Raw genomic sequence first — 26,613 nt, forward strand, 5'->3', positions numbered from 1 at the left:
AGTCACATCATTTACGCTTGGATCAAGCCGTTGATCTTCACGGTCGGATTGACGTCAGCCTCGTAATCCACACCCTCGACTTCAAAGCCGAACAAGCGCAGGAACTCAGCCTTGTAGCCGGCAAAATCACTGATCTCGTTGACGTTCTCGTCGGTGACCTGGTTCCACAGTGCCGCCACGGCGTCCTGAACCTTCGGTTCCAGTTCAGCCAGGTCGGCACGCAAGCGACCATCGGCGTCAAGCTTCGGTTCGCTGCCGTACAGGCTGTCCTTGAACAGGCCGTAGACCTGCTCGATGCAGCCTTCGTGGGTGCCCTGCTCTTTCATTACTTTGAACAGCAACGACAAGTACAGCGGCATGATCGGAATTGCGGAACTGGCCTGGGTGACCACCGCCTTGAGTACCGACACGCGGGCGTCGCCCTTCAGTGCAGCGAGGTTGTCGCGCAGGGTCAGGACTTTCTTGTCCAGGTCTTTCTTGGCTTCGCCGATGGAGCCATTCCAGTAGATGTCCTGGGTCAACTTCTCACCGAGGTAGGTGAACGCGGTAGTCTTGGCGCCTTCGGCCAGTACGTCGGTGTCACGCAGGGCGTCGATCCACAGCTGCCAGTCTTCGCCGCCCATGACTTTCACGGTGCCGTCGATTTCTTCCTGGGTCGCAGGCTCGAGGGTGGTGTCGACCACGACGCCTTTGTCGGTATTGATACCGCGCAGGGTCACAGCCTTGCCGATTGGCTTGAGGGTGGAGTTGTAGACTTCACCGGTCTTGGGATCGGTGCGGCGTGGCGCGGCCAGGCTGTAGACGACCAGGTCGATCTTGCCCAGGTCTTTCTTGATGGTTTCGATGGTCAGGCGCTTGATCTCGTCGGAAAACGCGTCGCCATTGATGCTCTTGGCGTACAGGCCTTTTTCGACGGCAAACTTCTCGAACGCAGCGCTGTTGTACCAGCCGGCGGAACTCAGCTTGCCTTCTTCGCCTTCTTTCTCAAAAAACACGCCCAGGGTGTCGGCGCCGCAGCCAAACGCAGCACTGATGCGCGCGGCCAGGCCGTAGCCGGTGGAAGCGCCGAGGACCAGCACCTTCTTCGGGCCATCGTTGATGGCGCCGTGCTCAGTTACGTAGTCGATCTGTTCCTTGACGTTCGCCTCACAGCCAACAGGGTGAGCGGTCACACAGATAAAGCCACGAACCCGCGGTTTGATGATCATAAAATTTCTGCCTCTTCCAAGGTGCCGAAGGCCAATGGTGGCCATTCAACTTCAATCGTACCGGTCTATGACGTCCGAAAAACCGAAGCGTCACGATAGTCGCAAATCTTCTGTTTACAAAATCCAATCCACACGAGCCCACCAGGGTTAAAGACTGTGTCGAGCCTTCACAATTTCGCACTATTTAAAACGCCAATCCGCTGCTGAACGCCTTATCATGACGAAGATGTTTCATTATGTTTCAAAACCCCACCACTCGCAGCCACGGATCCGGACCTGTCGAATGGCGTCCTTCTGGAGCTGAGTTGCATGAACAAGTCTGCTTTGCGTAAGAAAGCGGTATCGGTCGCCTGGGTACTCGGCGTGTTGCTGATTATCGATGTGTTCCCCGAAACCACGCTGGTGTTCCTCTGCCTGGTACTGGTGTGCGGCGTTTACGACTTCCTGCGTAACGGCCTGTATGACAAGCCCACCTTCAAAAAATACTTTATCGGCAGTGGCCGCAATACTTGGCTGCTGGCACCGTTCAACACCCTGTTCGACCTGCTGAGCTCGCGCAACCGTCACCTTTATACGATGCGCGACCTGCCGCCCGCCTGGCGTGCAGACCTGCAACAGGTGCTCGATGACGCCATGGTCCACAAGGATGAAATCATCGGTTACCTGGACGAGCGCATGGCCGAGAAGAAACGCGGCATGTTGTTTTTCCAGTGGTACGGGCGGCCGATCGAAACCACCCTGGATATTCCTGAACTGCGCAAAAAACTGCCGTTCGTGAAAACCATCGGCGTGTCGGTGTTCAACGAAAACCGCTCGACGTCTTTTCACTTCGGCCCGCTGCGCATGATGTTCCGCGTGCTCTACAACATGGCACCGGCACCCCATCACGACGGCGTGTACATCCAGGTCGGAAAGCACAAGCACTACTGGCATGACGACCCGCTGTTTATTTTTGATGACACGCTGATGCATGCGTCCTTCAACAAGAACGACGCCAAGCGTTACTGCCTGTTTATCGACATCGTACGGCCTACGCCACTGCCGTCGGTGCTTAACGCCGTGATCGCGGGGTTTGCCGGGATGGTCTTTACCCTGCGGCGAGTTTTCTACAAAAACTGGAAGCTGATTGAGTAAGTTCTGCGGCATGATGGTATTGGACGGTATTTGCGCTCGGCCCTGCGCCTGAGGTAAATATCCGGCTCGTGCGCTCTAACCTGCGCCCACCATTCTCACGTCATCGCACCTCGACAGGTGCGGTGGCTGCGTTTTCAAGGAATCAGAATGCCCCAACGCCAAGTCATCAATGCCTCCGTCAGCCCCAAGGGCAGCCTCGAAACCCTGTCCCAACGTGAAGTCCAGCAACTGAGCGAAGCCGGTACCGGCAGCATCTACACTCTGTTTCGCCAGTGCGCCCTGGCGATCCTCAACACCGGCGCGCATATCGATAACGCCAAGACCATCCTCGACGCCTACAAAGACTTTGAAGTGCGCATCCACCAGCAGGACCGTGGCGTGCGCCTGGAGTTGTTGAACGCCCCCGCCGACGCCTTCGTCGATGGCGAAATGATCGCCAGCACTCGCGAAATGCTGTTCAGCGCCCTGCGCGACATCGTCTACACCGAGAACGAACTGGACAGCCAGCGCATCGACCTGAGCAACTCCCAGGGCATCACCGACTACGTATTCCACCTGCTGCGCAACGCTCGCACGCTACGCCCGGGCGTGGAGCCGAAGATCGTGGTGTGCTGGGGCGGGCACTCGATCAATACCGAAGAATACAAATACACCAAGAAAGTCGGCCACGAACTCGGCCTGCGCAGCCTCGACGTGTGCACCGGTTGCGGCCCTGGCGTGATGAAAGGCCCGATGAAGGGTGCGACCATTTCCCACGCCAAGCAACGCATCACCGGCGGGCGTTACCTGGGCCTGACCGAGCCGGGCATCATTGCTGCCGAAGCGCCGAACCCCATCGTTAACGAACTGGTGATCCTGCCGGACATCGAAAAGCGCCTGGAAGCCTTCGTGCGCGTTGGCCACGGCATCATTATCTTCCCCGGCGGCGCCGGCACGGCTGAAGAGTTTCTGTACCTGCTGGGCATCCTGATGCACCCGGACAACCGCGACGTGCCCTTCCCGGTCATTCTCACCGGGCCGAAACAAGCCGCGCCGTACCTGCAACAACTGCACGCCTTCGTCGGCGCCACCCTCGGTGAAGCCGCGCAGGCGCACTACCAGATCATCATCGACGACCCGGCCGAAGTGGCCCGCCAGATGACTGCCGGCCTCAAGGCGGTGAAGCAGTTCCGCCGTGAGCGCAACGACGCGTTCCACTTCAACTGGCTGCTGAAGATCGACGAAGGCTTCCAGCGCCCGTTCGACCCGACCCACGAAAACATGGCCAGCCTGCAACTGAGCCACGCACTGCCGCCCCATGAGCTGGCGGCCAACCTGCGCCGGGCGTTCTCCGGGATCGTGGCCGGTAACGTCAAGGACAAGGGCATTCGCCTGATCGAACAACACGGCCCGTACGAGATCAACGGCGACCCGGCCATCATGAAGCCACTGGATGAGCTGTTGCAGGCGTTTGTCGCCCAGCACCGCATGAAGTTGCCGGGCGGCGCGGCGTATGTACCGTGCTATCGCGTGGTGCAGTGAGCTAGCCCGGCACTGCCGCGCGCTTGATGACAGCCGCCAGGCTTCAACTGGCGGTCGGTCATAGTTTGTATTGCTTTGCGGCGTGGGTAAGCGTGCGGCAGGACTGAGTTCGGACTAGTTTTTATAGGCCGACTCACCCCACCTGAAGAGCGACCTATGGACCAACGGATATTGCCCTCCACCATTCCTTACCCTAAGGTAAGGAGCATCATGTTGGAGATCTTTACTATGGCGACCGCCACACTTACCTCAAAAGGGCAAATCACCATCCCCGTCCAAGTCAGGACCGCACTTGGCCTGGAAACAGGCGACCGCGTCGAGTTCGTCGAAACGGAAGATGGCAAGTTTTCCATCATTGCAGCGAGCAAGACTGTCCATGATCTCAAGGGGTTGATCCAGAAGCCTGCCAGGGCTGTGTCCATTGACGACATGAACCGCGCCATCGCAGCGCAGGGAGCGAAGGCTGGATGATCGGACTGGATACCAATGTACTGGTGCGCTACGTCACCCAGGATGATCCCGTTCAATCCCCCAAGGCATCCGAGTTGATCGAGTCCCTCACCACACTTTCGCCAGGGTTTGTCAGCCTGGTCTCCGTGGTGGAGCTGGTGTGGGTATTACAGAGCTGCTACCAATCCGCCAAAAATGACATCGTCGTCGTTCTGGAAACCCTGCTGCGCACCCGTGAATTGACCATCGAACATGCCGAAGTCATCTGGCAGGCGCTTCGACGGTTCACGGCCAACAACGCCGATTTCGCCGACTGCCTGATAGAGCGCTGCGCCCACGCCGCCGGGTGCGAATACACCGCCACCTTTGACCTCAATGCGGCCAAGGCAGCGGGCATGAAGCGTCTGGGCTGAGCCGGAACATTGCGGCGACGGGCAGGCTTTGGTAAAAGTCGCGCTAATCCCTGTTCGAGAGAAAGCCCCACGTGCGCACGCTTCTTCTTGCTGCCCTGGCCCTGACGCCGTCCCTCGCCCTGGCCGAGATCATCTGGCCCGACCTGCCGAAGAGTTGCTTCGTCAGCGGGCGCTCTGCCACCAGTGTGGATGTCGACACCGGCTGCGCAGCGTTCCTGATCAATGTGAAAGGCAAAGCGGCGGGTACGCCGATCAAGGTGGATATTCCCCAATACGCTTTTCACATCGACGAAGCCAGCGGCAAAGAGACACCGGTGATCATCATCCAGGCCGAAGAGAATGGAGAGGTCAAGGCCGTGGGATACAAGGAACTGGGCACCGATCAACTCGGTGCCGCGCTGCTGCGGGAAGTACGGCTCCTGGGTACAAAGAAGCCCTCCTAGTCGGGGTTCAACGAACCCAGCCACCCACCTGCCAGTGGTAACCATCATTGCGCTGCACCCAATGCGGATGCACATAACGATAGCCTTCGCGCACCGGCTCCCAATGGCCGTGTACAGCAACGTAGCGCCCGCCTTCCCAGCGCCAGTAACCACGTGACCATATGTAACCTTCACGTACGGCAGGCTCGACTTCGATGATCTGGGCCGGCGGCGGTTGTGGCGCAACCACCTCGACATATTCACGCTGTACAGGCCGTCGCTCATGCACCACGCGCTCCTGCACACACCCGGACGCCGCGACCACAACTGCCGCTAATGCCGCGTAACGTAACAACATACAACCCCCTCGGGCGTTATCGCCCAACACCTGCACCGGTAAAAATGCCCCCGTGTTTCAGCCGTGCTCCTGCTCAGGCCTGGGTACTTTTTTAACAGGTTGTGTCTGTCGGATTGCTGAAGCAGCACGCATCAAGGGTGACCGAAGCTTCTCAACACCGCTTCGACAAAACGTCTCAGCTTGGCCGTACGCTGGCGGTTCGCCGTGTAGACAAGGTGCATCGGCCGGCTCGGCGCTTCAAAGTCCGGCAGCACTCTCACCAATTCGCCTCTGGCCAACGCCTCGCGCAAGAAGTCCTCCGAACCGAGCACGATGCCAAAACCATCCAGCGCAGCCGACATCAAGGCGCGGCTTTCGTTGATCTGCAAACGGCTGGCGACCTGAACCTTGTGTGGGGTCGCCCCGTCGTAAAGTACCCACTCGCGGTCTACCGGCCGCGACCAGAAGGCGTAGCCGAGGCATTCGTGATGCTCAAGATCCGCCGGGGCCTTCGGGGTACCACGTGCCGCCAGGTATTCCGGCGAAGCACAGACCACCAGACGGTAAGGTGCCAGTGGCCTGGCTGTCAGACCCGTGGTCGCCAGGGGGCCGATACGAAAAGCGGCTTCATAGCCCTCCTCCACCAGGTCCACGAAACGGTCGGTCAGGTGCAAGTCAATTTCCACATCCGGGTTGTCGCGCAGGAACCCGGTAATCAACGGCATCAGGCTGTAGGAACCGAAGGTGACGGGAGCGGTGATTTTCAGCTTGCCGCGCGGTGTGTCGTTCATGATCTGCGCCAGTGAATCGGCAGCCTCGGCTTCTACCAGGATATGTTTGCAACGCTCGTAGTACGCGCTCCCCAGTTCCGTCAGGCTTTGCCTTCGTGTGGTGCGGTTAAGTAAGCGAGCGCCCAGGCGCTGCTCCAGCGCGGTGACATGCTTGGCCACCATCTGCGGCGATATGCTCAAGCGCTCGGCAGCCCGCGCGTACGAGCCCAACTCTGCAGCCATCACAAAGGCATTCATGCTCGACAGGCGATCCATCATTCCCTACTCCCAGTAACAACATCCACACCAAAACGACTATTTATCGCCGATTGGTTGCCAATCATCATAACCGCTCCCCCATTCATTGGAGCAAGACCATGAAGATTGGTGTTATTGGAGCAGGCTTTATCGGGCGCGCCGTGGCCCAACTGGCGCTGGCGGCCGGGCACGAAGTGATGTTGAGCAACTCCCGTGGCCCCCACACCATGAGCAGCGTAGTGAGCGGCATACTCGGCGTGCAGGTGGGCAGTGCCGACGACGCCGCCAAATTCGGCGATGTGGTGCTCGTGGCGATCCCCCTGGAGCATTACCGCAGCGTCCCGGCGCAATGGCTGGAGGGCAAGACCGTGATGGACGCCAATAATTATTACCCGAACCGCGACGGCCATATCCCGGTACTGGATCGCTTTGAAACCACTACCAGCCGGTTGCTCGCCGAGCATTTGCCCCATTCACATGTGGTGAAAGTGTTCAACGCGATCTTCGCTCCCGACCTGACGCAGGACGCCCGCCCCCACGGTGCACCCGACCGCCGAGCGTTGCCGGTGGCAGCGGATGACGACGCAGCGAAGGCACGCGTCATCACGCTACTCGACGAATTGGGTTTCGACGCCGTGGATGCCGGTAGCCTGGATGAGAGCTGGCGGTTGGAACGCGGCAAGCCTGCCTATTGCGTCGCGCTGGACCAGGCTGGCTTGAAGGCAGCGCTGGCCGCCGCCGAGCGTACGGTTGAACTGCCGCCTGTCGAGCGCTCTCGCACTTGACCCCATAAAAAAGCCCGCTGACCGTTACCGGTTCAGCGGGCTTTTTGTTAGCGGTAAGGTCCTGACTCAGGGCCTCGCCAGCAGCTTACAGCGCCAGGTCAGACGCCGGCTTGCTCGGCTCAGCCGCAGGCTTGGCGGCCTCGGTGGCCTTAGGAGCAGCCTGTTGCGGAATCGCGGGCGGTGCAGGCAGTTGCAGGATATTGGCGGTGTAGGCCCATTCCTTGGCAACAGCCTCAGGACTGTCGTTCAGCTTGGTGCCGTAGCTCGGTACGATCTGGTGCAGTTTTGCCTGCCACTCAGGGGTCGCGACCTTGTCCTTGAACACTTTCTGCAGCACGGTCAGCATGATCGGAGCCGCGGTGGACGCGCCTGGCGATGCACCCAACAGGCCTGCAATGGTGTTGTCGGCGGAGCTGACCACTTCGGTACCGAGTTTCAGGACGCCGCCCTGTTCTTCGTCACGCTTGATGATCTGCACGCGCTGACCGGCTTGCCACAGGCGCCAGTCGGATTGCTTGGCGTTCGGGAAGTACTCTTGCAGCGCCTTGAAGCGGTCGTCATCCGACAGCATCAGTTGGCCGGCGAGGTACTCGACCAGTGGGTATTCACGAATACCGACTTTGGTCATTGGCCAGATGTTGTGGGTGGTGGTGCTGGTCAGCAGGTCCAGGTACGAGCCTTCTTTCAGGAACTTGGTCGAGAAGGTGGCGAATGGGCCAAACAGAATCACGCGCTTGCCATCCAGCACGCGGGTGTCCAGGTGCGGAACCGACATCGGTGGCGCGCCAACCGAAGCCTTGCCGTAGGCCTTGGCCAGGTGCTGCTCGGCGACGGTTGGGTTATCGGTCACCAGGAACGAGCCGCCGACCGGGAAGCCTGCGTATTCCTTGGCCTCAGGAATGCCCGACTTTTGCAGCAGGTGCAGTGCACCGCCGCCGGCGCCGATGAACACGAACTTGGCGTCGGTTTCAGTCTTGGTGCCGTCTTTCAGGTTTTTGTAGCTGACACGCCACGAGCCGTCGGCGTTCTTGGTGATGTCCTGCACTTCGCTCGACAGTTTCAGGTCGAACTTAGGCGTGGTTTGCAGGTGAGCGACGAACTGGCGGGTAATCTCGCCGAAGTTCATGTCGGTACCCAGCGGGCTCCAGGTAGCCGCGATTTTCTGGTTCGGGTCACGCCCTTCCATCATCAGCGGAACCCATTTGGCGATCTGCGCCGGGTCTTCGGAGTACTGCATGCCGGCAAACAGCGGGCTCGCTTGCAGGGCTTCGTAGCGCTTCTTGAGGAACTTGATGTTGTCATCGCCCCACACAAAACTCATGTGCGGTGTGGCGTTGATGAACGAACGCGGGTTCTTCAGCACACCCTGCTGGACCTGCCAGGACCAGAACTGACGGGAGATCTGGAACGCTTCGTTGATCTCGACCGCTTTCGGGATCTCAACGTTGCCGTTCTTGTCTTCCGGGGTGTAGTTCAACTCAGCCAGGGCCGAGTGACCGGTACCGGCGTTGTTCCAGCCGTTGGAGCTTTCTTCGGCGACGCCGTCGAGACGCTCGACCATTTCCATCGACCAGCCCGGCTCCAGTTCGTTAAGCCAGACACCCAGGGTTGCACTCATGATGCCGCCGCCGATCAGCAGCACATCGACTTTCTTTGCCTCTTCCGCGTGAACGGACGTGATCCCCATCGACAAAGCCAGCCCCAGCAGGGCAGTGTTTACTTTTTTAAACATCAGTAGCACCTATGATAAAACGCCATCCGCCCCACCGCCCCTGATCATGGGCAACCCTCAATCACGCTGCGCCAGGCAACGCACCGCGGGGTTTGCACAGTCACTCGGGGACCGCAGGGTGGGCACACAAGGCCGACGTATCGACCTCACTTTTATGTCCCTTCTGCGCTGACTTCTTATCATTATTGGCTTCAGCTACCTGGGCGACAGCCAACCGCCGGGACGTATACGGATGTACGTACCGAGGAAAGACTAGACCAAGACGGCGCGCAGAATATCACGCTAAACGGCGTTTATGCGTCGTTTGGCCAATTGACAGTTCTAAATCGCGGGTTTTAACGCGCGGATGTCAAGCGTGGCAAGCGTGACGTGGGGTCACAGGGTGTTTAATGAAACTGAACTCTGCCAAAAAAGGCTGTTCTAGACACCTTCGTCGCTGCTTGCGTAGCATCGGCGGCTTTCCCCCGTATCACCCTTCAACACAGAGCGATCCATGTCTATCCACCAAACTCCCGGGCATGTGCTGCCCGCGCGCAGCGCCGCAAAAATGGAAGCTGCCATGGCCGTGGGCGCTTTCGCTATCGGTACCGGCGAATTCGCAATCATGGGTTTGATGCCCGACATCGCCCAGAACCTGGGTTTAAGCGAACCCCAAGTCGGCCACGCCATCAGCGCCTATGCATTGGGCGTGATGGTCGGCGCCCCACTGCTGGCCATCCTCGGCGCCAAGCTGCTGCGCAAACATATGCTGCTGTTGCTGATGGGCCTGTATGCCCTGGGCAACCTCGCCACCGCCTTCACCCCGACCTTCGGCTCACTGGTGGCGTTCCGCTTTATCAGCGGCCTGCCCCACGGCGCCTACTTCGGCATTGCCGCGGTGGTCGCCTCGAGCATGGTGCCCAACGACAAACGCGCCGGCGCCGTAGCGCGGGTGATGATGGGCCTGACCCTCGCAATGCTGCTCGGCAACCCAATCGCCACCTTCCTCGGCCAGCACTTGGGCTGGCGCTCGGCGTTTGCACTGGTGAGCGTGATCGCCCTGTGCACCATCGCCCTGGTCTGGCAATTCGTGCCCCATCGCCACGACGAACAACGCAGCGACCCACGCAAGGAACTGCGCGCCTTCACCAAACCCCAGGTGTGGATGGCCCTGTCGATTGGTGCCATCGGTTTTGCCGGCATGTTCTGCGTGTTCAGCTACCTGGCGCCGACCATGCTGGAAGTGACCAAAGTGTCGCCGCAGTGGATTCCATTTGGTCTGGCAGCGTTTGGCGTGGGCGGGATTATCGGCAACATCGCCGGCGGCAAGCTGTTTGATCGCATGCAGTTTCGCGCGGTGGGTTGGATTCTGGTGTGGTCGATGGCCGTGTTGCTGTTCTTCCCCCTCGCGGCGTCCTCGCTATGGGGCGTGCTGCTGAGCATGGGTCTGGTGGGCACCATGGTGTCGTTGGCCGCGCCGTTGCAGATCCGTCTGATGGACATCGCCCACGAAGCGCCAAGCCTCGCAGCGGCATCGAACCACGCGGCGTTCAATCTGGCGAACGCACTGGGGCCGTGGTTTGGCGGGATGGCGATTACAGCTGGATACGGCTGGACCAGCACCGGCTACATAGGCGCAGCCACGGCGCTGGTTGGGCTCGGCATCTACTTGATAGCACGGCGAATGCAGGGAGGGCATTAAGCGCCCCGGGCCTGTAAGCACACTTCAATCGTCAGGAACAGCGAACAATCGGTGTAATGGAGGCTGTTTTACTTCCGTTCAGCCAAGGTTCAGGTTGGATCCAATAAGCACAAGCTGTAACATGTCCGTCATGTTTATTCCAAATGACAAGGACGTGCTGTGAGCTTTCCTGACACAGGTGTATTGCAGAGTTTTCCGATGACACTCACTCATCGCAACGCGACAATCTTCACCATCGCTCCCACCGACCACAGAACGCAGCAGGCGATTCAGGACCTGATCGACACGCGACACCAACTGACAGACCGCATCAGCGCACCGCTCAAAGGGAAGGAAGCCACCCTGTTCGCCAAATCCCAGCCGCTGGACAGCCTCAGACCCAAATTGCGAGTGACTTTCGGGCGCGCCAAGCGAGACGGTGCGTTTGACTGGCCGGTCGAAGAGGTCATCAACACCCTCGGCGCCCAGAAACGCGGTGCACCGATTGCTGGCTTGTATGGGTTCGGTTACCGAAAGTCAGCGCTTGGCCTGATCCAGGAATTCTTCATCTTTACCGAGATGCTGGAGGGTTACCTTAATGGCCTGGAATGGCTCAAGCAGGAGCGTGACATTCAGAGCCTGATCACCGCGTCGTTCAAACTGTTGCGCTGCCTGCATAGCAAAGGCGTAGTGCACATGGACTTCTGGGCAAACAATGTGATGATCAACCTGGAGCAGCCGACGCACGCCAAGGCCATCGACCTGGAAAACTGCTTTCTCTCGCCAACGGATTACTTGTCCGAGGTGCTGGCGTTTCAATTTGGGTTCTATTATAGGCGGGAGATTTTCCGGTTCATGATCGAAGAGGATTACGACCGGAGGGTGCTGCAAGAACTTGGCAACTACGACGGCGTTGATCGCGCTCGCTTTGACGAAATCTACACGTCAAGCAAACATGAAAACATCAGCCGCCGCGCCAGGCGCGAGATTTTCCATAAAGGGGTTGTGGTAACGGGCTGACTCACCTCCCCCAGCGACAAGGGCGCTTGCCCCGCCGGGCTATATGCGATGCGCCATCAATCATCATGCAACAGCCCCGACCCATACTCCCCATAACTACTCCCCAGCCCACTGCCGCCAAAATTCATCTTTGCGGCCTTGCTGGGGCTGTGGTCCCCAAACGCCTGGCATCCGCCTGAAAAGCAAGGGTCACTGCTCGCGCCGGACGAACCCGATGAGCAAGCACCCAACAGCAACGTGCCAGCAATCATCGCGACTTTGACGAGGTTCGAGATCATTTTTCAGTTCCCTAGGAGCTGGAGGCGCGGGGGGCCTCTCTTGAGCAAGATCGTAGACCTCAACGGTGTAGGGAATTATGAAACTTTGCTGGCTGTCAGGGAGGGTTCAGGTTGCCGCCTTGGCGGGGATGCCAGGTTTTCGGAGGCGTTGGCAATGATATAGTCCGTCAATGTCCACCCCATCGAAGCCCTGAACATGTACACCATCGAAGTATTTGAATCCAACCCAAAGGGCCGCGACTTCGTGGTGGGTGATATTCACGGGCATTTCAAGCTACTCGCGTCACTCATGAAAAAAGTAAACTTCAACACACTACAGGATCGCTTGTTTTGTGTGGGCGACCTTATTGATAGAGGCCCTGACTCTATAGACGTATTGAAGTGGCTCAGCGAACCCTGGTTTTACGGCGTACGCGGTAACCACGAACAGATGCTTCTTGATTGCCTCTGCGGTCGTGGCGACATCAACAGGCACACACGAAACGGCGGAGCGTGGCTTTACGCGCTGTCACCCAGTGTCCAGAGCGAGATTTACAACGCACTGCAAACGCTCCCAGTAATGATTGAGATCGGCTTAGCGGATGGTCGAAAAGTCGGCATCGTCCATGCTGAAGCGTTTCTTTCATGTGCTACCCATAGTTGGCAAGACGCCAAAGACGCTATCAGTGGAGTGCGAGGGAAAACCACGCAACAACTAGCGTTGAAAACCGCACTCTATGCCAGGGAAAAAATAGAGCAGCAAAACCTAGCACCGATCACAGGTTTGGATAGGTTATATGTGGGCCACTCGACAGTCCCTCATGTGCACGCATTGGGCAATGTCGTTTATATCGATACAGGTTGTTCTTTTTCGGACGGCGCGTTGAGTTTGATAGAGATGGAAAGTGGAGAGGTTGCGCATGTGAGCATGCATTCATTGCATGACGCTCTCGGCGTCAGCTCGCAGTAGTTACTTGAACGTGAGCAAATATTTCCCTAAGGGATTATGACTCTATGCTGGGGGACAGCCCCTCCAGTGTCCATTTCCACGAGCTAAGTGGTCCAATAGCCTCGTAGTAATTCAGACGCGGTGCGCGGATGGAATTGAGTCGTGCATACCTGCCCGCGCCCCAGAAGCCCGCTGATGGAAAAATCTAGGGGGCGGGGGTGAATAAACGCAAAAGGGAGCGCCCCTGTCGGAACGTCCCTTCTTCCTCACTCAGCGACGAAAAAGACGGTCTAGAACCAACAGGGCAACTGCACCAATCGCGATTGCCGCAACTGGTTTTTCTTTAACGAATGTAGATACGCTGTCCAGTGCGTCGCCATAGGTTTGTGTCAGCTGTCCAGCTGCTTGCCGACCAGCACCTTCAGCTTCCAGCTTCGAATCACCAAACAGTTTCCCAACTGCGCTCTGCGCTTTGCCGGCAACCTTTTCAACAACACCTTCTACCTGTTCGCTCTTCATGATTCACCAAACCTTCGTGTGTGATTGAGTAACCCAGAATAAACCTGGGCTTGAGGCAACCTTCACGGCATTAGGGAGACTCTGGTAATGATTAGTTCAAAGTTGATGAGGCTCACTGGTGGCCAGCTATCATTAACTCGAAAACTTGAAGGAAACAGCCCCCGCTGACGGCATGCAGACGCCCTCAGCAAGACTCCATGTAGCAGCCCCATTAAGATAAGTTGGCATGTTCTGTCTTACTTCGACCGAGAATCCTGCGTGGCCAGTTAAACTTCTGAGTAGCCCAGCAGTCGCGCATAGACGTCAGTGCAGCAGTGAAAAGCTGTCCTGAATCCACTAAGCCGCAGAGAAGAACGCCACTTTAGCGGTAAGACGATCCGCCAAACCTGATAGCTCGATGCTAGCTGCCGCCACTTGGCGCGCGCCGTTGGCAGACTCAACAGTCGAACCATGAATGCGGTTGATATTTTCAGCGACCTCATCGGTCACGCTACTCTGCTGCACGGAGGCGCTCGCGATCTGGGCGTTCATATGACTGATTGCGGCAACCTGCTCGCTGATCCTTGCCAATGCATGCTGCGCACTGCGGGTTTGTGTGACCGTTTGGCTCGCTAGCTCGCAACTATCGCGCATAGTTTGGGATGCCGTTTCGGTACCCAATTGCAGCGTACTGATCATCTCCCGAATTTCCTCGGTCGACTGCTGTGTACGATTGGCCAAAGAACGTACTTCGTCAGCTACCACCGCAAACCCACGCCCGTGCTCCCCAGCTCTCGCTGCCTCAATGGCAGCGTTCAAGGCAAGCAAATTGGTTTGCGAGGCGATAGCGTTGATGACGTCGATCACCGACGCGATATTTTCACTGTGTTTGGACACCTGGTTCACGGTAGCAGTGGTTTGCTCAAGCGTTACTGCCAACTGTTCAATGGCAAGCGTGGTACTTGCAACCAGCTTGTTCCCACTTCCCACTTCAGTATCAGCCAACCGGGAGGCGTCAGCTGCCTGCGCGGCATATCCAGATACTTCATTAACCGTCGCCGCCATTTGCATTATGGCTGCGGCCACCTGCTCGGCTTCGCGGGTTTGTAAGCTGGTCTGCTCATTGTTAGCCGATGATGCGGCAGACAACTGGGTGGAGGAGTGATTGACCTCTTGGGCCGCCTTACGTACTTGCTGAATAGTCTCTCCGAGATGGCCTAGCGCGTTTTTCAGGACGCCCATCACACTGCCGGGATAATCTGTGGAAATCGTCTGATTCAGATCACCAGCTGCCAGTCGCTCGATGGCCAATGCAACGTCTGTGGGCTCAGCACCCAGCGTGGATTTAACGAAGTGAATAATTACAGCCGACAACGTGATGCTCAGCAGCAAAGCAATACCTGTCGCTATAAGCATCAGCGTACTGAACTGACTGGCGGTTGCCTGCACTGCGCCCAGCTTTGCCTTGATTGATGCTTCCTCGTAGTCGATCAGTGCATTGACGCGTTTCAGCCACTCACTGTAATCCAAAGACGTTTGACGCATCAGCAGCGCCTGAGCTCCAGGTATGTCACCCGCTTGGCGCAGGGAGATTACCGCCCTGGTGGAGTTAAGGGTTTGTTGTTCGATGTCCTTGATAGCGCTCAGTAATCGAACCTCCTCGCCTGTTACGCTTGCGCCCTTGAACAACTGATCCATTGGAGCCGCCGAGTCGGAGTAGGCCTTTTCCAAGGCTGTGACCTCCGATAAGTGTTTTGCCAAATCCGTATCAGTCGTCACCAGCACAGCATCCCGAATAGCGATGGCTCGGTTATGGACACTGCCTCGAAAATTGATTGCATAGCGCTGCACCTTGGCGGCATTTTCGCTGACGTCTTCCAAGGTGGAGTCAATGAACGCAACGCGGTGAATGCCGATGGCGGTTATCAACATGAGCAGCGCCAGGATGGCTGCGAAACTAAGCCCTATGCGTGTGGCCAACGACAGCGTTTTCTTCATGGCTAGCTCGAAAATATGACCTGTACAGGCCTTTGTTGATTTGGAAGAAGCGAACGGTACTACCAGCCCATTACGCTTGATGCCTTGACGATACGTCGACGCAGAAAGGTCATCCAGTTAGCAATACGCACCGCCATGATAGCGTATAGCTATCATCATGATGCGTATGTTCTGCAGTGGCCTCGCGATTTACTTAGAGCATTTTTGCGCGGCTATGGCAGTAGGAGCTAATGAGGGAGGTCGCAAAGCCAACGGTCATTAGATCGCCACGTGGGTACCCGCAAGGCAGTTGAAGGTGAACAATTTTGAAAAAGAGTGAGCTTCCAGTAAAAACCTGCCTTACCTGCGGCCTTCCCTTCACTTGGAGGAAGAAATGGACGCGCTGCTGGGAGGAGGTTCGTTATTGCTCTGAGCGCTGCCGACGCAGTAAGCCTGCTAACTGCTGAGCCAAAAGGGGGGTCAGGTTGCCGCCTTCTTGGGGTAAGGCGGCAGGGTCGGGTGTCAGGCTGTGGCCGTGCTGGACGTCGCTTCGACTTGCTCTTGAGCTCGGTCGACAAGCAGAGAGCTCAACTCGATCAGTTGCTGAATGCCCAAAGCGATGGAGCGCTGGGATGCCGCCCAAGCAGACGAGAACAGAAGCGCCGCGTCTCATTTCAGAATCATTGAGGTGAAGCGCCTACGCTTCCGCCTGGAAAAAGGGCGCAGCGCGTAATCGACACCGACTACGATATACCGCGCAATGACCACCTTCAGATCCTCAGAGACGAATTTCACATGCCACAATTACCCGCATACACTTCGGGCGCATACCACGCCTCCCCTACACCCACGATGCATCCCTGATAAACTGCCCACCATTCGCCTCGTTGACTCAGATTCCCAATGCCCCCACAAACCGCTCCCCTCTCCCGCCGCTTTTCCGTCGCACCGATGATGGATTGGACCGACCGCCACTGCCGGTTCTTCCTGCGCCTGCTCTCCAAGCACGCCCTGCTCTACACCGAGATGGTCACCACTGGCGCGATCCTCCACGGTGACCACGATCGCTTCCTGCGCCATAACGAAGCCGAGCACCCTCTGGCGCTCCAGCTGGGCGGCAGTGTCCCCGCCGACCTGGCCGCCTGTGCCCGTATGGCCGAAGCCGCCGGTTACGACGAGGTGAACCTGAACGTCGGCTGCCCGAGCGACCGGGTGCAGAACAACATGATCGGCGCGATCCTGATGGCTCACCCGGCCCTGGTGGCCGATTGCGTGAAGGCGATGCGTGATGCAGTGTCGATTCCGGTGACGGTGAAGCACCGTATCGGGATCAATGGTCGGGATAGTTACGCCGAGCTGTGTGATTTCGTCGGGACGGTGAAGGACGCCGGCTGCACCAGTTTTACCGTGCATGCGCGGATTGCGATTCTTGAGGGCTTGTCACCGAAGGAAAACCGCGACATTCCGCCGTTGCGTTATGACGTAGCGGCACAGTTGAAGCGGGACTTCCCCGAGCTGGAAATTGTTCTCAACGGCGGGATCAAGACGCTGGAGCAGTGCCAGGAGCATTTGCAGACGTTTGACGGGGTGATGCTGGGCCGGGAGGCTTATCACAATCCGTATCTGCTGGCGGAGGTGGATCAGCAGTTGTTTGGCAGTGAAGCGCCGGTGATCAGCCGAGCTGAGGCGTTGGCGCAGTTGCGGCCTTATATTGCTGAGCATTTGGAGACCGGCGGGACGATGCATCACATTACGCGGCATGTGTTGGGGTTGGGCACCGGTTTTCCTGGGGCGCGCAGATTCAGGCAGTTGTTGTCGGTGGATATTCATAAGGCTGCGGATCCGTTGGCATTGCTGGATCAGGCTGGAGCTTTGTTGGAAGGGCGTTGATGGGATAGCTTGCAGGGGGTCAGTTGGTTATTGGATGAGCTGACATACTGCCGTCGGGAGCAAGCTCCCTCCCACATTTGGTGCGGTGTGTGCCAGGGAGGGCCTCAGTTGGCATGAAGGCGATATCCTACATCGGGCAGTTGGGTTGAACCTGTCGGCCGTTCTGGCCTCCTATTCAGCAGTACGGCCGGGCATTCAAACGGCTGTTTTCAGGTTGTTGCCCTCGCAAACGATCGAACGCATTTGCGCCCTTGAGCGCCTGTCGGCGCTCGGGTAATGTCATCAGACCCATAGGACAGAGCACGCCCATGACTTCCAAGCTGGAACAACTCAAGCAATTCACTACTGTCGTAGCTGATACCGGCGATTTTTCTACCCTCGCCAAGCTCAAGCCCCAAGATGCCACTACCAACCCTTCCCTGCTGCTCAAGGCCGCGTCGATTCCGGGCTATGCCAAGCTGCTGGATGAGTGTGTGCAGGACTGCAACGGCGATGTCGGCCTGGCCAGCGACCGTTTCGCGGTGGCCGTGGGTCAAGAGATCCTTAAAGTAGTACCGGGGCGCATCTCCACCGAGGTGGACGCCCGTCTGTCGTTCGACACTGACGCCGTACTCAAGCGTGCGCACCGTCTGATCGACCTGTACGACAAAGCTGGGGTTAGCCGTGACCGCGTGCTGATCAAGATCGCGTCCACCTGGGAAGGCATCCGCGCGGCGGAGAAGCTGGAAAAAGAAGGCATCCAGACCAACCTGACCCTGCTGTTCTCGTTTGCCCAGGCTGTGGCGTGCGCAGAAGCCGGCGTGTTCCTGATTTCACCGTTCGTAGGCCGTATCTACGACTGGTACAAGAAAGCCAATGGCAACGACTACACCGGCGCTGATGATCCGGGCGTGCAGTCGGTGACGCGCATCTACAACTACTACAAGGCTAATGGCTACAAGACCGTGGTGATGGGTGCGAGTTTCCGTAACCTGAGCCAGATTGAAGAGCTGGCCGGCTGTGATCGCCTGACCATCAGCCCGGACCTGCTGGAGAAGCTGGCGGCGGATGAAGGCAAGCTGGAGCGCAAGTTGTCGCCAGGGCATGCCGGGGAAGCGCGGGTGCATCTGACTGAAGCGCAGTTCCGTTGGGAGTCCAACGAGGATGCGATGGCGACTGAGAAGCTGGCGGAGGGGATTCGTCAGTTTGCTCGGGACCAGGAGAAGCTTGAGGCACTGTTGTCCGCCAAGCTGTAAACGGCGGAGGCGGCAAAAAGGGCGGTATCTGTGAGGATGCCGCCCTTTTTTTGTCTCAAGCCGATCTCAGTTCAACTGTGGGAGGGGGCTTGCTCCCGATAGCGGTGAGTCCGTTATGAATGTGCTGACTGACACGGCGCTATCGGGGGCAAGCCCCCTCCCACAATTGGCATGTGTTCGACAGACGGATCAGTGACGCTCGAGGGCGTTGACGAGGTCGTGGAAAGCTTCGCGGTTGGACTCGTTGAGGCCCATCAGGATCTTGTGCGCTTCCAACACCTTGACCCGTACGACTTCCTCGGACTGGTCCTGGGACGGCAGGTCGGTGAGGCACTCCGGGCACGGAATCGGGCGATCAACGATGTTGAACACTTGGTCGAAGCCCATGGACTGCAACAGACGGGTGATGTCTTCGTGGGTGGTGACGACGGTCGGCAGCAGGCCAACCTTCTGCCGAGACAGAATGGACAACTTGGCCAACAGCCCAAGGGTGGTGCTATCGATGCTGCGGGTTTCGGTCAGATCGATCACGATCGCCGAGAAATTCAACGCCGTGAAAATCCGCTCAATCGTCGCATCCAGCGCCGAACACAAGGTCAGGCGCACTTCACCGACAAACTTCAGGACGAAGGTCCCGTCTTGCTCGGCGAATTGGATTCTTCCGGTACTCATCAAAGATTCCTGCTCAACACCAATAGGGCGATATCATCCGGCATCTCCCCTAGCGTGGCCAATCCAAAAACCTGCCGCAGGCCATCCAGGCTGCCGCCCGCCGACTTGACCTTTTGGGGCAAGGCGGCTTCTTTCTCTTTGAGTGTAGGCTCTGGAAGAAGGTCCAGGATGCCATCGGACATCAGCGTCAGGCTGAACGTCGGCGGCAGCTCCAGGATGTGGTCTTCATAGGTGGCTTCATTGAACAAGCCTACGGGCAGACCACGCCCTTCCAAGTAACGCACACTGTCGGGAGTGTATAAAACAGGCATCGGCAGGTGACCGCCGATGCTGTAGGTCAAAAGACCGGTTTCTTCATCAATCACGCCGCCCACCATCGTCACGTGCTTGCCCAGCTTGCAGCTGATCAGGCCTCGGTTGATGTGGCCCAGCACCTCGGAGGGGGTGAACTCCGGCAAGGTGCCATTGCGCTTGGATTCGAATAACAACCGTGTGGTCATGAACTTCAACAACACGGTGACAAAAGCAGAGGAAGCTCCATGGCCGGAGACATCGGCCAGGTAGAACGCGACACGACGCTCGTCTACACGGAAATAATCGACAAAATCGCCCGACAGATACAACGACGGGATGATCTGGTGAGCAAACTGGAATTCGTCGATGCTCCAGGGGCTGACCGGCAGCATGTTCATCTGCACCTGGCGACCGGCGTTCTGGTCTTCCTGGAGCAGGTTAAGGCTGGCTTCGAGTTCGCGGTTGGCGGTTTCGAGCTTTTCGCGGTAGCGCTGGTTCTCTACCAGCAGGCGCGCACGATCCAAGGCGCGGCGCACAGAGTGCTCCAGTACCGCCAGGTCTTCGAGGGGCTTGATCAGGTAGTCGGCAGCGCCCAGACGCAACGCCTCGACGGCATCGTTCATGACGCCCGCACCGGACACGACAATCACCGGCGTCTGCGGGGCAAGCTCAGTCACCTGGCGAATCAGCTCCAGGCCGCCCATCTGGGGCATGCGCAGGTCGCAGATCACGAGGTCGGGCTGGTCGCGCTCGAATACCTGGAGACCCTGTTGGCCATTACTGGCCTGCAGGACGCTGAAGCCACTGTCTTCCAAGTAGGCCGCAAGGCTCGCGCGCACTACTTCGTCGTCATCGATTATCAGCAGCGTGGCACTGGTTTTTTGCATGTGGGCAAACGGCGCCAGAATTAGGTTGGCGTAGGCGGCTCGGCAATGGCCGGACTCACGTACTGGATTCGCTTTCTAGCCTCTCTGTCCTACAACGCAATGGGATTTTTCCCATGCACAACCGTAAAGCAGAGGTGCCCTTCTAAGGCGCAGACGGTACTCCCATCCGCCAGGGGTTTCAAGCTCATGCCGATGGTCGCCGGGCGTCTTTACATCGCAAATCACCGGGAGTTATAAGAACAGCCAAGACCACAACACAAAGTAAGGATGGAACCGATGGGTGAACACGAGCGCGACTACGCCGAAAAACGCGATTTCATCCGCATGCGGGTGGATGCCGAAGTATCGTTGCTCCACGAAGGCCAGGAGTTTGCCGGGGTTTGTGTGGACCTTTCCAGCTCCGGGATGCAGGTGCAGGCACCGCGCCAGTTCACCGTGGGGGACCTGCTCACCGTGCGCATTGATTCAGAGCACGCGGCGCTCAAGGGTCTGGAGGCTGACACGGAAGTGGTCTGGACCAAAACGGCGAGCGACGGGCAACAACTGGGGCTTAAGATCCTGAAAATGCGCTGAAACCCGCGCACAAAAAAGGCGACCGCCAAGTCGCCTTTTTTTCATTTCAAAACATCACAGCTTAAAAGTCGTCGACGACCTTGCCGTCCTTGACCTTGAACTCGCGGTTCTGCAGGTAAGCATTGCGGATAAAGGTGTACTTGTCGCCGGTGATCAGCTTCTCGCTGTCGAGCAGGCTGGCACGGGTGTCAACGATGTTCAGGCCCATGGTGCTGTTGCGCCAGCCGATATCGTTCATATAGCGGTACGGTTGGGTGTAGCTGTCCACGTATTTGGACGGCGCGTCACGCAAGGTGCTCGGGCCCAGCAGCGGGATCATCACGTAGGGACCGCTGCCCACGCCCCAGTAACCCAGGGTCTGGCCGAAGTCTTCATCACTGCGTTGCAGCCCCATTTTGGTGCCTACGTCGATAAAGCCCAGCACGCCGAAGGTGGTGTTAACCAGCAAGCGCGCAGTGTCGACCCCGGCATTGTGGGGTTTGAGCTGCAGCACGTTGTTGGCCAGGTTGCCGACGTCACCGATATTGCGGAAGAAGTTATGGATACCATCTTCGACAAATTGCGGGGTGATCCACTGATAGCCTTGGGCCAATGGCTTGAGGGCGTAGGTATCAACGGTGTCGTTGAAGGTGAAGATCGGGCGGTTGACGCTTTCCCATGGATCATCTTCCGATGCAGCCTGTGCAGCGAAAGGCGCCAGCAGGACAGTGGCACACACCGACAGCTGAGCGAAGTAGTGGCTCCAGCGCATAGCTTTTGCTCCTTGAATGGTCTGTCATGGGCGCTATGCCCTGAATAAGGCCGTCAGTATATGACGGAAGTGTCCAATTAGGCAGCTTCTAGGAATCGTCCTAACACAAATGGACAATTTTCCTACAATTAACCCGCCTGTCATCTACTTGTCATCCTGCCCCGATAGCGTCACAGCTATTTCAGGGATGTCGACATGCCTCACGCCGAGATAGCCATCGCCAACGCGCCCGCCTTGACTGCCGTTCTGTTTGGCCTGAGTGGTTGCCTGGTGGACTTTGGTTCCCAGGCGCGCACCGATTCACCCTCCCTGCACTCCCAAGCCACACCCGGCGCCCTGAAAATCCTGCGCAGCCTCAAGGAACAAGGCATCCCCTGTGCCTGGCTGGATGAACTGCCGCCTTCGGTGACCACACCACTGGCCGCCGTACTGCCCGGCTGGCTCAAGGCCGCATCCCCCTCATCGATCCGCTGGCCCGCCCCTCATGCGTGCTGGCAAGCCTTGATGGAACTCAACATTGAACGCCTGGAAGGTTGCGTACTGGTCAGCGGCGAACCACGCTTGCTGCAATCGGGGTTGAATGCCGGTTTGTGGACCATTGGCCTGGCGTCCTGTGGTTCGCTGTGCGGCCTGGCGCCTGAGCAGTGGCAGGCGCTGAGCGACAAGGAACGCGAGCACAAGCGCGGCAAAGCCACCGTTGAGCTCTATGGGCTGGGGGTACACTCGGTGATCGATCACCTCGGGGAACTCGGCACCTGCCTGGCCGACATCAGCCTGCGCCAGCTCAAAGGCGAGAAGCCCTGATCAAGATCATGCACAGTCGGCGCCCGTGGATTAATCTACAGGTCACCCCGTAGACCTTTCACGGCGTGCCGTGGTCTATGCCAGTGCCTATCGATAAAAGGAAGAACGTCATGCCTGATCGCAAAAAACTGGAAGAACAGGTCGAGATCCTGCGCGGGCAGCTGGAACAGGAACCCCCGCTGTCGGAAGAAAAACGTGAAGCGCTGCAAGCCTTGATTGCCAAGTTTGAATTGCAACTTGAACTTGAACCGGCCACTCAGACGCCGAGTATTTCCGACGATGTGAGTCAAGCTGCCATAGAGTTCGACGCTGAGCACCCGGTGATTTCCGGGACACTGCGCAATATCATGATCACCTTGGGCAACATGGGGATCTGACCCGAACCCAAGCCTGGCGCAGAACCAAAAGGTAGGAGAGGGCCTGCCCCCTCCCACCTTTGCTTACTGACGGGCCAGGCGCACGTTCTGGAACGCCACATCCTCAGTACTGCGGTAAGGATTGATATCCAACCCACCCCGCCGCACATAGCGCGCATACACCGTCAACTTCTCCGGCTTCAGCAAACGCTGCAGGTCGAGGAAAATGCGCTCCACGCACTGTTCATGGAAATCCGAGTGCTGGCGAAAGCTCACCAGGTATTCCAGCAAACTCCCGTGATCCAACGCCGCACCGCGGTACTCCACCACAACGCTGCCCCAGTCGGGCTGGCTGGTGACCGGGCAGTTGGACTTGAGCAGGTGGCTGTGCACGCTCTCCTCGACAATGCGCGAGTCATCGCAACGCAGCAGCTCCGGGCGTGGGTGTTCGTAGTTGCTGACACTGATATCCAGATCATCAATGCACACGCCCGGCAACGCCATCACGCCTTCGGCCTCAATGTCGGCCAAGCTGCGGATACGCACGGTAACAGGCTTGCCGGCGGCGGCACTGAGGTCGGTACGCAGGGTCGCTTCCAGGCTTTGCACATCGGCAAACGCGGTCTGGTTGAGCGAGTTGAGATACAGCTTGAACGACTTGGACTCGATGATGTTCGGCGAGTCGGCCGGGATGCTGAACTCACCGATGGCCACCACCGGCTTGCCCGACGGCAGCAACCAGGACAACTCGAAGCAGTTCCAGAAGTCCACGCCCTTGTACGGCAGGGTCTCGGCGCTCAGGCCCAGCTCGGTCCATTTGGCGGCGCGTGGAATCGGGAACAGCAACGAAGGGGTGTAGGTGGAGATGTATTCACTGGACTTGCCCAGCGGCGAATGTTCGGCTGCGGGATGCATGGCGGAAACCTGGCTAAATAAACCGCGCCAGTCTACCAGCCTTTGCCACCGCCCTTAAGAAACGCCTTACTCAACGGTCAGCTTGCCGACCATGCCCGCCTGGTAATGACCGGGGAGGTTGCAGGCAAACTCCAGGCCGGTGGCCTTGGTGAACGTCCAGGTCAGCTCAGCGGTCTTGCCGGGCTCCACCAATACGCTGTTGGGATCGTCGTGCTTCATGCCGCCCATTTCACCGTGGCCCATGGCACTGTGATCCATCTTGCCCATCCCCGTGGAGGTGAGCATGCCGCTGGCCTGCATCTGCAACATTTCCTTCTGGTGTTCGGCGTGCATCGCCGCGTCACCGAGGTTGAATTCATGCAACAACTGACCTTTGTTGATCAGTACAAAGCGCACCGTCTCACCGGCCTTGACGTCCAGGGACTTGGGCGAAAAGGAAATATCCTGCAGCGTCACTTCCACAGTACGCGTGGCCTTTTCAGTCGGTGCCGGCTGGCCGAACGCGTAGGTATGGGCCGCATCCGCCATGGCATCGAAACTCAACGCCAACAGGCAGCCCGCCAACAACAGGGGTGTACGCAATGCCATCTCGATTCTCCAAAAAGTGTGCAATCTGCTTGGACAGCACTCTAAGAGTGCGCCGCTGCCAGCCAGCTGACTGCTAGATTACAACTTTGTCAGGTTGCGCCCTTCCCCTGGCCCCCAAGGTATAAAGCCCCCTCGTTAACTGTTGCCAAGAGCCGCCCATGAAATTGCTGATCGTCGAAGACCAACCGAAAACCGGCCACTATCTGCGCCAAGGCCTGGCCGAGGCTGGTTTCACCACCGAACTTGTGGCCGACGGCACCAGCGGCCAGCACCTGGCGCTGACCGGCGATTATGACCTGTTGATCCTGGATGTGATGCTGCCCGGTCGCGACGGTTGGCAAATCCTGCAAGCGGTGCGCAGTGCCGGCCTGGAGATCCCGGTGCTGTTTCTGACCGCCCGGGATGCCGTGGAAGACCGTGTGCATGGCCTGGAACTGGGCGCCGACGATTACCTGGTCAAGCCCTTCGCCTTCTCCGAACTGCTGGCGCGTATACGCAGCCTGTTGCGCCGTGGCAGCAGTACGCCGCAGGAAACCGCCCTGCAACTGGCCGACCTGCGCCTGGACCTGATCCGCCGCCGCGTCGAACGGGAGGGCCAGCGCATCGACCTCACCGCCAAGGAGTTCTCCCTGCTGGAACTGCTGCTGCGCCGCCAGGGCGAAGTACTGCCCAAGTCGCTGATTGCCTCCCAGGTGTGGGACATGAATTTCGACAGTGACACCAACATCATCGAAGTCGCGATCCGGCGTCTGCGCCTGAAAGTCGACGATCCCTTCCCCACCCAACTGATCCATACCGTGCGCGGCATGGGTTATGTACTGGAGGAGCGGAGCCATTGATCCAGCGTCTGTCCCTGGCCAGCCGCCTGGCCCTGCTGTTTGCAGCGTGCACTGCGGTGGTCTCGTTGCTTGCGGGCGTACTCTTTAACCGTGCCAGCGAGGCGCACTTCATTGAATTGGACCAGCAGCAACTCGACAGCCAGTTGGTAGCGCTGCGCAGTACCTTGCAGGGGGTCAACTCGCCTGCGTTGTTTGCCCAGCGCGAGCAACAGTTGCGCGTGGAGCTCAATCGCCAGCCCGAACTCGCCCTGCGTATAACCGCAGGCGGCCAGCGTTGGCTTGATGATGCGCCCGGCGTCACACTGCCCGAGGGCCCTGGACTGCATAGCCTGCAAAACGCCGGGACCGACTACCGCGTCTACAACGTGCCGCTGATGGCGGGCCAACCCGACTCGCCGCAACTCAGCCTGGTGCTCGACATCACCCACCACCAGCACTTCCTGCAACGCATGCAGCATTTGATCTGGCTCACCGTCGGTCTCTCCGCCCTCGCCACCGCCGTGCTCGGTGCCTGGGCTGCACGCAGTGGCTTGCGCCCGTTGCGGCGCATGGGCGAAGTGGCTGCCGGTGTTTCGGCCCACTCCTTGACCCAGCGTCTGCCTCAACAGCAAATGCCGGCGGAATTGGCCGAACTGGCCCAGGCCTTCAATGCCATGCTGGGGCGTTTGGACGATGCATTCCAACGCCTGTCGGCCTTCTCCGCCGACATTGCCCATGAACTGCGCACGCCTCTGTCGAACCTCCTGACCCAGACCCAAGTCATCCTGACCCAACCGCGCCCCTTGGAGGATTACCGCGAAGCGCTGCACAGCAACTTGGAAGAGCTGCAATGGATGGCGCAGTTGGTGAATGACATGCTGTACCTGGCCAAGGCGGACCACGGCTTGCTGATACCCAAGTGCGAGCCGTTGGCGCTGGCGAATGAAGTGGAGACGTTGCTGGAGTTTTTCGCGTTGCTGGCAGAAGACGCACAGGTCTCGCTGGTACGCGAAGGCAGCGCGCAAACAGCCGGCGATCGCGGCATGCTGCGCCGAGCCCTGTCGAACCTGCTGGATAACGCCCTCAGGTTTACCCCGGCCGGCGGCCAAGTGCGCGTGCGGATGGTTGAAGGCGTAAGGGGCGTGACAGTGACGGTAGAGAACAGCGGGGAAGGTATTCCAGCGGACGTGCTACCGAGGTTGTTCGACCGATTCTACCGCGCCGACCCGGCGCGCCATGAAGGCAGCAGCGAGCATGCAGGACTGGGGTTGGCGATTACCCAGTCGATTGTGCAGGCCCATGGTGGGAGGATTTTTTGTGAATCCGGGGCGGGGTGGACAAGGTTTGTGATTGAGTTGCCGAAGGTAAATTGATGCAAGCCGGGCCGGCCCTATCGGGGGCAAGCCCCCTCCCACACTGTGATCTGTGAATACATTCAA

At 58.4% G+C, this 26,613-nt stretch carries 28 protein-coding genes and 3 pseudogenes; 17 read left to right on the plus strand and 14 right to left on the minus strand.

The genetic code is table 11. The annotated features are described in order from the left end of the window. Positions 1-11: 11 nt before the first annotated feature. Positions 12-1,208: an enoyl-ACP reductase FabV gene (gene fabV, locus HDC32_RS12215; RefSeq protein ID WP_184744221.1), complete on the minus strand. Its 1,197-nt coding sequence runs from the start codon at positions 1,206-1,208 to the stop codon at positions 12-14. A 309-nt stretch (positions 1,209-1,517) separates the two neighbouring features. On the opposite strand from fabV, the gene HDC32_RS12220 reads away from it, so the two are divergent. From HDC32_RS12220 to HDC32_RS12240, 5 genes are all read left to right on the plus strand, one after another. After that, positions 1,518-2,342: an aspartyl/asparaginyl beta-hydroxylase domain-containing protein gene (locus HDC32_RS12220; RefSeq protein ID WP_145334823.1), complete on the plus strand. Its 825-nt coding sequence runs from the start codon at positions 1,518-1,520 to the stop codon at positions 2,340-2,342. 147 nt (positions 2,343-2,489) lie between these two features. Then, positions 2,490-3,863 carry a nucleotide 5'-monophosphate nucleosidase PpnN gene (gene ppnN, locus HDC32_RS12225; protein WP_131698972.1) on the plus strand — a complete coding sequence of 458 codons (1,374 nt, stop codon included), beginning with the start codon at positions 2,490-2,492 and terminating at the stop codon, positions 3,861-3,863. A gap of 213 nt (positions 3,864-4,076) precedes the next feature. Continuing rightward, positions 4,077-4,334, plus strand: coding sequence for an AbrB/MazE/SpoVT family DNA-binding domain-containing protein (locus tag HDC32_RS12230; RefSeq protein ID WP_131699039.1), 258 nt, complete (start codon positions 4,077-4,079; stop codon positions 4,332-4,334). After that, a complete protein-coding gene (locus tag HDC32_RS12235) occupies positions 4,331-4,726 on the plus strand; it encodes a PIN domain-containing protein (RefSeq protein ID WP_184744225.1) in 396 nt (131 codons plus the stop codon). The genes HDC32_RS12230 and HDC32_RS12235 overlap by 4 nt, the downstream gene beginning before the upstream one ends. A 71-nt stretch (positions 4,727-4,797) precedes the next feature. After that, positions 4,798-5,169, plus strand: a complete 372-nt coding sequence (locus tag HDC32_RS12240; RefSeq protein WP_184744227.1) for a hypothetical protein — start codon at positions 4,798-4,800, stop codon at positions 5,167-5,169. 7 nt (positions 5,170-5,176) lie between these two features. Here HDC32_RS12240 and HDC32_RS12245 read toward each other — a convergent pair whose 3' ends face one another. Then, positions 5,177-5,506 (minus strand): YXWGXW repeat-containing protein, encoded by a 330-nt coding sequence (locus HDC32_RS12245; protein WP_131698969.1) that lies wholly within the window; start codon positions 5,504-5,506, stop codon positions 5,177-5,179. 131 nt (positions 5,507-5,637) lie between these two features. Next, a complete protein-coding gene (locus HDC32_RS12250; protein ID WP_184744229.1) occupies positions 5,638-6,534 on the minus strand; it encodes a LysR family transcriptional regulator in 897 nt (298 codons plus the stop codon). A gap of 50 nt (positions 6,535-6,584) precedes the next feature. On the opposite strand from HDC32_RS12250, the gene HDC32_RS12255 reads away from it, so the two are divergent. Next, positions 6,585-7,298, plus strand: a complete 714-nt coding sequence (locus HDC32_RS12255) for an NADPH-dependent F420 reductase (RefSeq protein ID WP_205885734.1) — start codon at positions 6,585-6,587, stop codon at positions 7,296-7,298. 85 nt (positions 7,299-7,383) lie between these two features. Here the strand turns inward: HDC32_RS12255 and mqo are convergent, their stop codons facing one another. Then, positions 7,384-9,030 (minus strand): malate dehydrogenase (quinone), encoded by a 1,647-nt coding sequence (mqo, locus tag HDC32_RS12260; RefSeq protein ID WP_131698966.1) that lies wholly within the window; start codon positions 9,028-9,030, stop codon positions 7,384-7,386. 493 nt (positions 9,031-9,523) lie between these two features. Here mqo and HDC32_RS12265 point away from each other — a divergent pair, with 493 nt between their 5' ends. Both HDC32_RS12265 and HDC32_RS12270 read left to right on the plus strand, forming a co-directional pair. Next, positions 9,524-10,711 (plus strand): MFS transporter, encoded by a 1,188-nt coding sequence (locus tag HDC32_RS12265; protein ID WP_184744231.1) that lies wholly within the window; start codon positions 9,524-9,526, stop codon positions 10,709-10,711. A 159-nt stretch (positions 10,712-10,870) separates the two neighbouring features. Then, positions 10,871-11,710 carry a lipopolysaccharide kinase InaA family protein gene (locus tag HDC32_RS12270; protein WP_131698964.1) on the plus strand — a complete coding sequence of 280 codons (840 nt, stop codon included), beginning with the start codon at positions 10,871-10,873 and terminating at the stop codon, positions 11,708-11,710. Between the two features lie 56 nt (positions 11,711-11,766). On the opposite strand, the gene HDC32_RS32070 is transcribed toward HDC32_RS12270, so the two are convergent. Continuing rightward, on the minus strand, positions 11,767-11,988 hold the full coding sequence (locus HDC32_RS32070) for a hypothetical protein (RefSeq protein ID WP_145334831.1): 222 nt from the start codon (positions 11,986-11,988) through the stop codon (positions 11,767-11,769). A gap of 196 nt (positions 11,989-12,184) precedes the next feature. Between HDC32_RS32070 and HDC32_RS12275 the strand changes: the two genes are divergently transcribed. Continuing rightward, complete coding sequence (locus HDC32_RS12275; RefSeq protein ID WP_131698962.1) at positions 12,185-12,937, plus strand: metallophosphoesterase; 753 nt, start codon at positions 12,185-12,187, stop codon at positions 12,935-12,937. A 249-nt stretch (positions 12,938-13,186) separates the two neighbouring features. Here HDC32_RS12275 and HDC32_RS12280 read toward each other — a convergent pair whose 3' ends face one another. The 3 genes and pseudogenes from HDC32_RS12280 to HDC32_RS32455 form a co-directional block, all read right to left on the minus strand. Next, on the minus strand, positions 13,187-13,435 hold the full coding sequence (locus HDC32_RS12280) for a CsbD family protein (RefSeq protein ID WP_082340961.1): 249 nt from the start codon (positions 13,433-13,435) through the stop codon (positions 13,187-13,189). Between the two features lie 336 nt (positions 13,436-13,771). Next, a pseudogene (locus HDC32_RS32450) lies at positions 13,772-14,293 on the minus strand (methyl-accepting chemotaxis protein); the annotation flags it as partial. Positions 14,294-14,902: 609 nt separating this feature from the next. Then, a pseudogene (locus tag HDC32_RS32455) lies at positions 14,903-15,412 on the minus strand (MCP four helix bundle domain-containing protein); the annotation flags it as partial. A gap of 305 nt (positions 15,413-15,717) precedes the next feature. Here HDC32_RS32455 and HDC32_RS12290 point away from each other — a divergent pair. After that, positions 15,718-15,858, plus strand: coding sequence for a DUF2256 domain-containing protein (locus HDC32_RS12290; protein ID WP_131698960.1), 141 nt, complete (start codon positions 15,718-15,720; stop codon positions 15,856-15,858). 55 nt (positions 15,859-15,913) lie between these two features. On the opposite strand, the pseudogene HDC32_RS32460 reads toward HDC32_RS12290, so the two are convergent. Next, positions 15,914-16,024, minus strand: a pseudogene (locus HDC32_RS32460) (DUF6124 family protein); the annotation flags it as partial. 270 nt (positions 16,025-16,294) lie between these two features. Here HDC32_RS32460 and dusA point away from each other — a divergent pair. Both dusA and tal read left to right on the plus strand, forming a co-directional pair. Beyond that, positions 16,295-17,281 (plus strand): tRNA dihydrouridine(20/20a) synthase DusA, encoded by a 987-nt coding sequence (dusA, locus tag HDC32_RS12295; RefSeq protein WP_184744233.1) that lies wholly within the window; start codon positions 16,295-16,297, stop codon positions 17,279-17,281. Positions 17,282-17,589: 308 nt separating this feature from the next. Continuing rightward, a complete protein-coding gene (gene tal, locus HDC32_RS12300; protein ID WP_053136503.1) occupies positions 17,590-18,516 on the plus strand; it encodes a transaldolase in 927 nt (308 codons plus the stop codon). A 189-nt stretch (positions 18,517-18,705) separates the two neighbouring features. Here tal and rssC read toward each other — a convergent pair whose 3' ends face one another. Next, a complete protein-coding gene (gene rssC, locus HDC32_RS12305; RefSeq protein ID WP_003172602.1) occupies positions 18,706-19,188 on the minus strand; it encodes an anti-sigma factor antagonist RssC in 483 nt (160 codons plus the stop codon). Next, positions 19,188-20,369 (minus strand): two-component system response regulator RssB, encoded by a 1,182-nt coding sequence (rssB, locus tag HDC32_RS12310; RefSeq protein WP_131698958.1) that lies wholly within the window; start codon positions 20,367-20,369, stop codon positions 19,188-19,190. The genes rssC and rssB overlap by 1 nt, the downstream gene beginning before the upstream one ends. 276 nt (positions 20,370-20,645) lie before the next feature. Between rssB and HDC32_RS12315 the strand changes: the two genes are divergently transcribed. Then, entirely contained in the window at positions 20,646-20,942 is a 297-nt protein-coding gene (locus HDC32_RS12315) for a PilZ domain-containing protein (protein ID WP_184744235.1), read from the plus strand. Between the two features lie 61 nt (positions 20,943-21,003). Here the strand turns inward: HDC32_RS12315 and HDC32_RS12320 are convergent, their stop codons facing one another. Beyond that, entirely contained in the window at positions 21,004-21,693 is a 690-nt protein-coding gene (locus HDC32_RS12320) for a VacJ family lipoprotein (RefSeq protein WP_027604219.1), read from the minus strand. 195 nt (positions 21,694-21,888) lie between these two features. On the opposite strand from HDC32_RS12320, the gene HDC32_RS12325 reads away from it, so the two are divergent. Then, positions 21,889-22,497 carry an HAD family phosphatase gene (locus HDC32_RS12325; RefSeq protein ID WP_131698955.1) on the plus strand — a complete coding sequence of 203 codons (609 nt, stop codon included), beginning with the start codon at positions 21,889-21,891 and terminating at the stop codon, positions 22,495-22,497. Between the two features lie 110 nt (positions 22,498-22,607). Next, a complete protein-coding gene (locus HDC32_RS12330; RefSeq protein WP_065928147.1) occupies positions 22,608-22,874 on the plus strand; it encodes a DUF4404 family protein in 267 nt (88 codons plus the stop codon). Positions 22,875-22,937: 63 nt separating this feature from the next. Here HDC32_RS12330 and queF read toward each other — a convergent pair whose 3' ends face one another. Together queF and HDC32_RS12340 are read right to left on the minus strand one after the other, a co-directional pair. Beyond that, the gene (gene queF, locus HDC32_RS12335; protein WP_131698954.1) at positions 22,938-23,768 is read right to left on the minus strand and encodes an NADPH-dependent 7-cyano-7-deazaguanine reductase QueF; all 831 of its coding nucleotides are present in this window, start codon (positions 23,766-23,768) and stop codon (positions 22,938-22,940) included. Positions 23,769-23,834: 66 nt separating this feature from the next. Further along, positions 23,835-24,356 (minus strand): plastocyanin/azurin family copper-binding protein, encoded by a 522-nt coding sequence (locus HDC32_RS12340; RefSeq protein ID WP_131698953.1) that lies wholly within the window; start codon positions 24,354-24,356, stop codon positions 23,835-23,837. A 158-nt stretch (positions 24,357-24,514) separates the two neighbouring features. Here HDC32_RS12340 and HDC32_RS12345 point away from each other — a divergent pair, with 158 nt between their 5' ends. Then, the gene (locus HDC32_RS12345; RefSeq protein ID WP_184744236.1) at positions 24,515-25,195 is read left to right on the plus strand and encodes a heavy metal response regulator transcription factor; all 681 of its coding nucleotides are present in this window, start codon (positions 24,515-24,517) and stop codon (positions 25,193-25,195) included. After that, entirely contained in the window at positions 25,192-26,547 is a 1,356-nt protein-coding gene (locus tag HDC32_RS12350; RefSeq protein ID WP_184744238.1) for a heavy metal sensor histidine kinase, read from the plus strand. Before HDC32_RS12345 ends, HDC32_RS12350 begins: the two co-directional genes overlap by 4 nt. Positions 26,548-26,613: the final 66 nt, after the last annotated feature.

This window comes from Pseudomonas sp. JAI120 (assembly GCF_014207255.1).
Classification (GTDB): Bacteria; Pseudomonadota; Gammaproteobacteria; order Pseudomonadales; family Pseudomonadaceae; genus Aquipseudomonas.

Excerpts from the sequence above, each read along its gene's own strand:
- fabV (WP_184744221.1), bottom strand. The coding sequence starts at position 1,208 with ATGATCATCAAACCGCGGGTTCGTGGCTTTATCTGTGTGACCGCTCAC.
- HDC32_RS12220 (WP_145334823.1), top strand. The coding sequence starts at position 1,518 with ATGAACAAGTCTGCTTTGCGTAAGAAAGCGGTATCGGTCGCCTGGGTA.
- ppnN (WP_131698972.1), top strand. The coding sequence starts at position 2,490 with ATGCCCCAACGCCAAGTCATCAATGCCTCCGTCAGCCCCAAGGGCAGC.
- HDC32_RS12235 (WP_184744225.1), top strand. The coding sequence starts at position 4,331 with ATGATCGGACTGGATACCAATGTACTGGTGCGCTACGTCACCCAGGAT.
- HDC32_RS12245 (WP_131698969.1), bottom strand. The coding sequence starts at position 5,506 with ATGTTGTTACGTTACGCGGCATTAGCGGCAGTTGTGGTCGCGGCGTCC.
- HDC32_RS12250 (WP_184744229.1), bottom strand. The coding sequence starts at position 6,534 with ATGATGGATCGCCTGTCGAGCATGAATGCCTTTGTGATGGCTGCAGAG.
- mqo (WP_131698966.1), bottom strand. The coding sequence starts at position 9,030 with ATGTTTAAAAAAGTAAACACTGCCCTGCTGGGGCTGGCTTTGTCGATG.
- HDC32_RS12265 (WP_184744231.1), top strand. The coding sequence starts at position 9,524 with ATGTCTATCCACCAAACTCCCGGGCATGTGCTGCCCGCGCGCAGCGCC.
- HDC32_RS32070 (WP_145334831.1), bottom strand. The coding sequence starts at position 11,988 with ATGATCTCGAACCTCGTCAAAGTCGCGATGATTGCTGGCACGTTGCTG.
- HDC32_RS12275 (WP_131698962.1), top strand. The coding sequence starts at position 12,185 with ATGTACACCATCGAAGTATTTGAATCCAACCCAAAGGGCCGCGACTTC.
- HDC32_RS12280 (WP_082340961.1), bottom strand. The coding sequence starts at position 13,435 with ATGAAGAGCGAACAGGTAGAAGGTGTTGTTGAAAAGGTTGCCGGCAAA.
- dusA (WP_184744233.1), top strand. The coding sequence starts at position 16,295 with ATGCCCCCACAAACCGCTCCCCTCTCCCGCCGCTTTTCCGTCGCACCG.
- tal (WP_053136503.1), top strand. The coding sequence starts at position 17,590 with ATGACTTCCAAGCTGGAACAACTCAAGCAATTCACTACTGTCGTAGCT.
- rssC (WP_003172602.1), bottom strand. The coding sequence starts at position 19,188 with ATGAGTACCGGAAGAATCCAATTCGCCGAGCAAGACGGGACCTTCGTC.
- rssB (WP_131698958.1), bottom strand. The coding sequence starts at position 20,369 with ATGCAAAAAACCAGTGCCACGCTGCTGATAATCGATGACGACGAAGTA.
- HDC32_RS12315 (WP_184744235.1), top strand. The coding sequence starts at position 20,646 with ATGGGTGAACACGAGCGCGACTACGCCGAAAAACGCGATTTCATCCGC.
- HDC32_RS12320 (WP_027604219.1), bottom strand. The coding sequence starts at position 21,693 with ATGCGCTGGAGCCACTACTTCGCTCAGCTGTCGGTGTGTGCCACTGTC.
- HDC32_RS12325 (WP_131698955.1), top strand. The coding sequence starts at position 21,889 with ATGCCTCACGCCGAGATAGCCATCGCCAACGCGCCCGCCTTGACTGCC.
- HDC32_RS12330 (WP_065928147.1), top strand. The coding sequence starts at position 22,608 with ATGCCTGATCGCAAAAAACTGGAAGAACAGGTCGAGATCCTGCGCGGG.
- queF (WP_131698954.1), bottom strand. The coding sequence starts at position 23,768 with ATGCATCCCGCAGCCGAACATTCGCCGCTGGGCAAGTCCAGTGAATAC.
- HDC32_RS12340 (WP_131698953.1), bottom strand. The coding sequence starts at position 24,356 with ATGGCATTGCGTACACCCCTGTTGTTGGCGGGCTGCCTGTTGGCGTTG.
- HDC32_RS12345 (WP_184744236.1), top strand. The coding sequence starts at position 24,515 with ATGAAATTGCTGATCGTCGAAGACCAACCGAAAACCGGCCACTATCTG.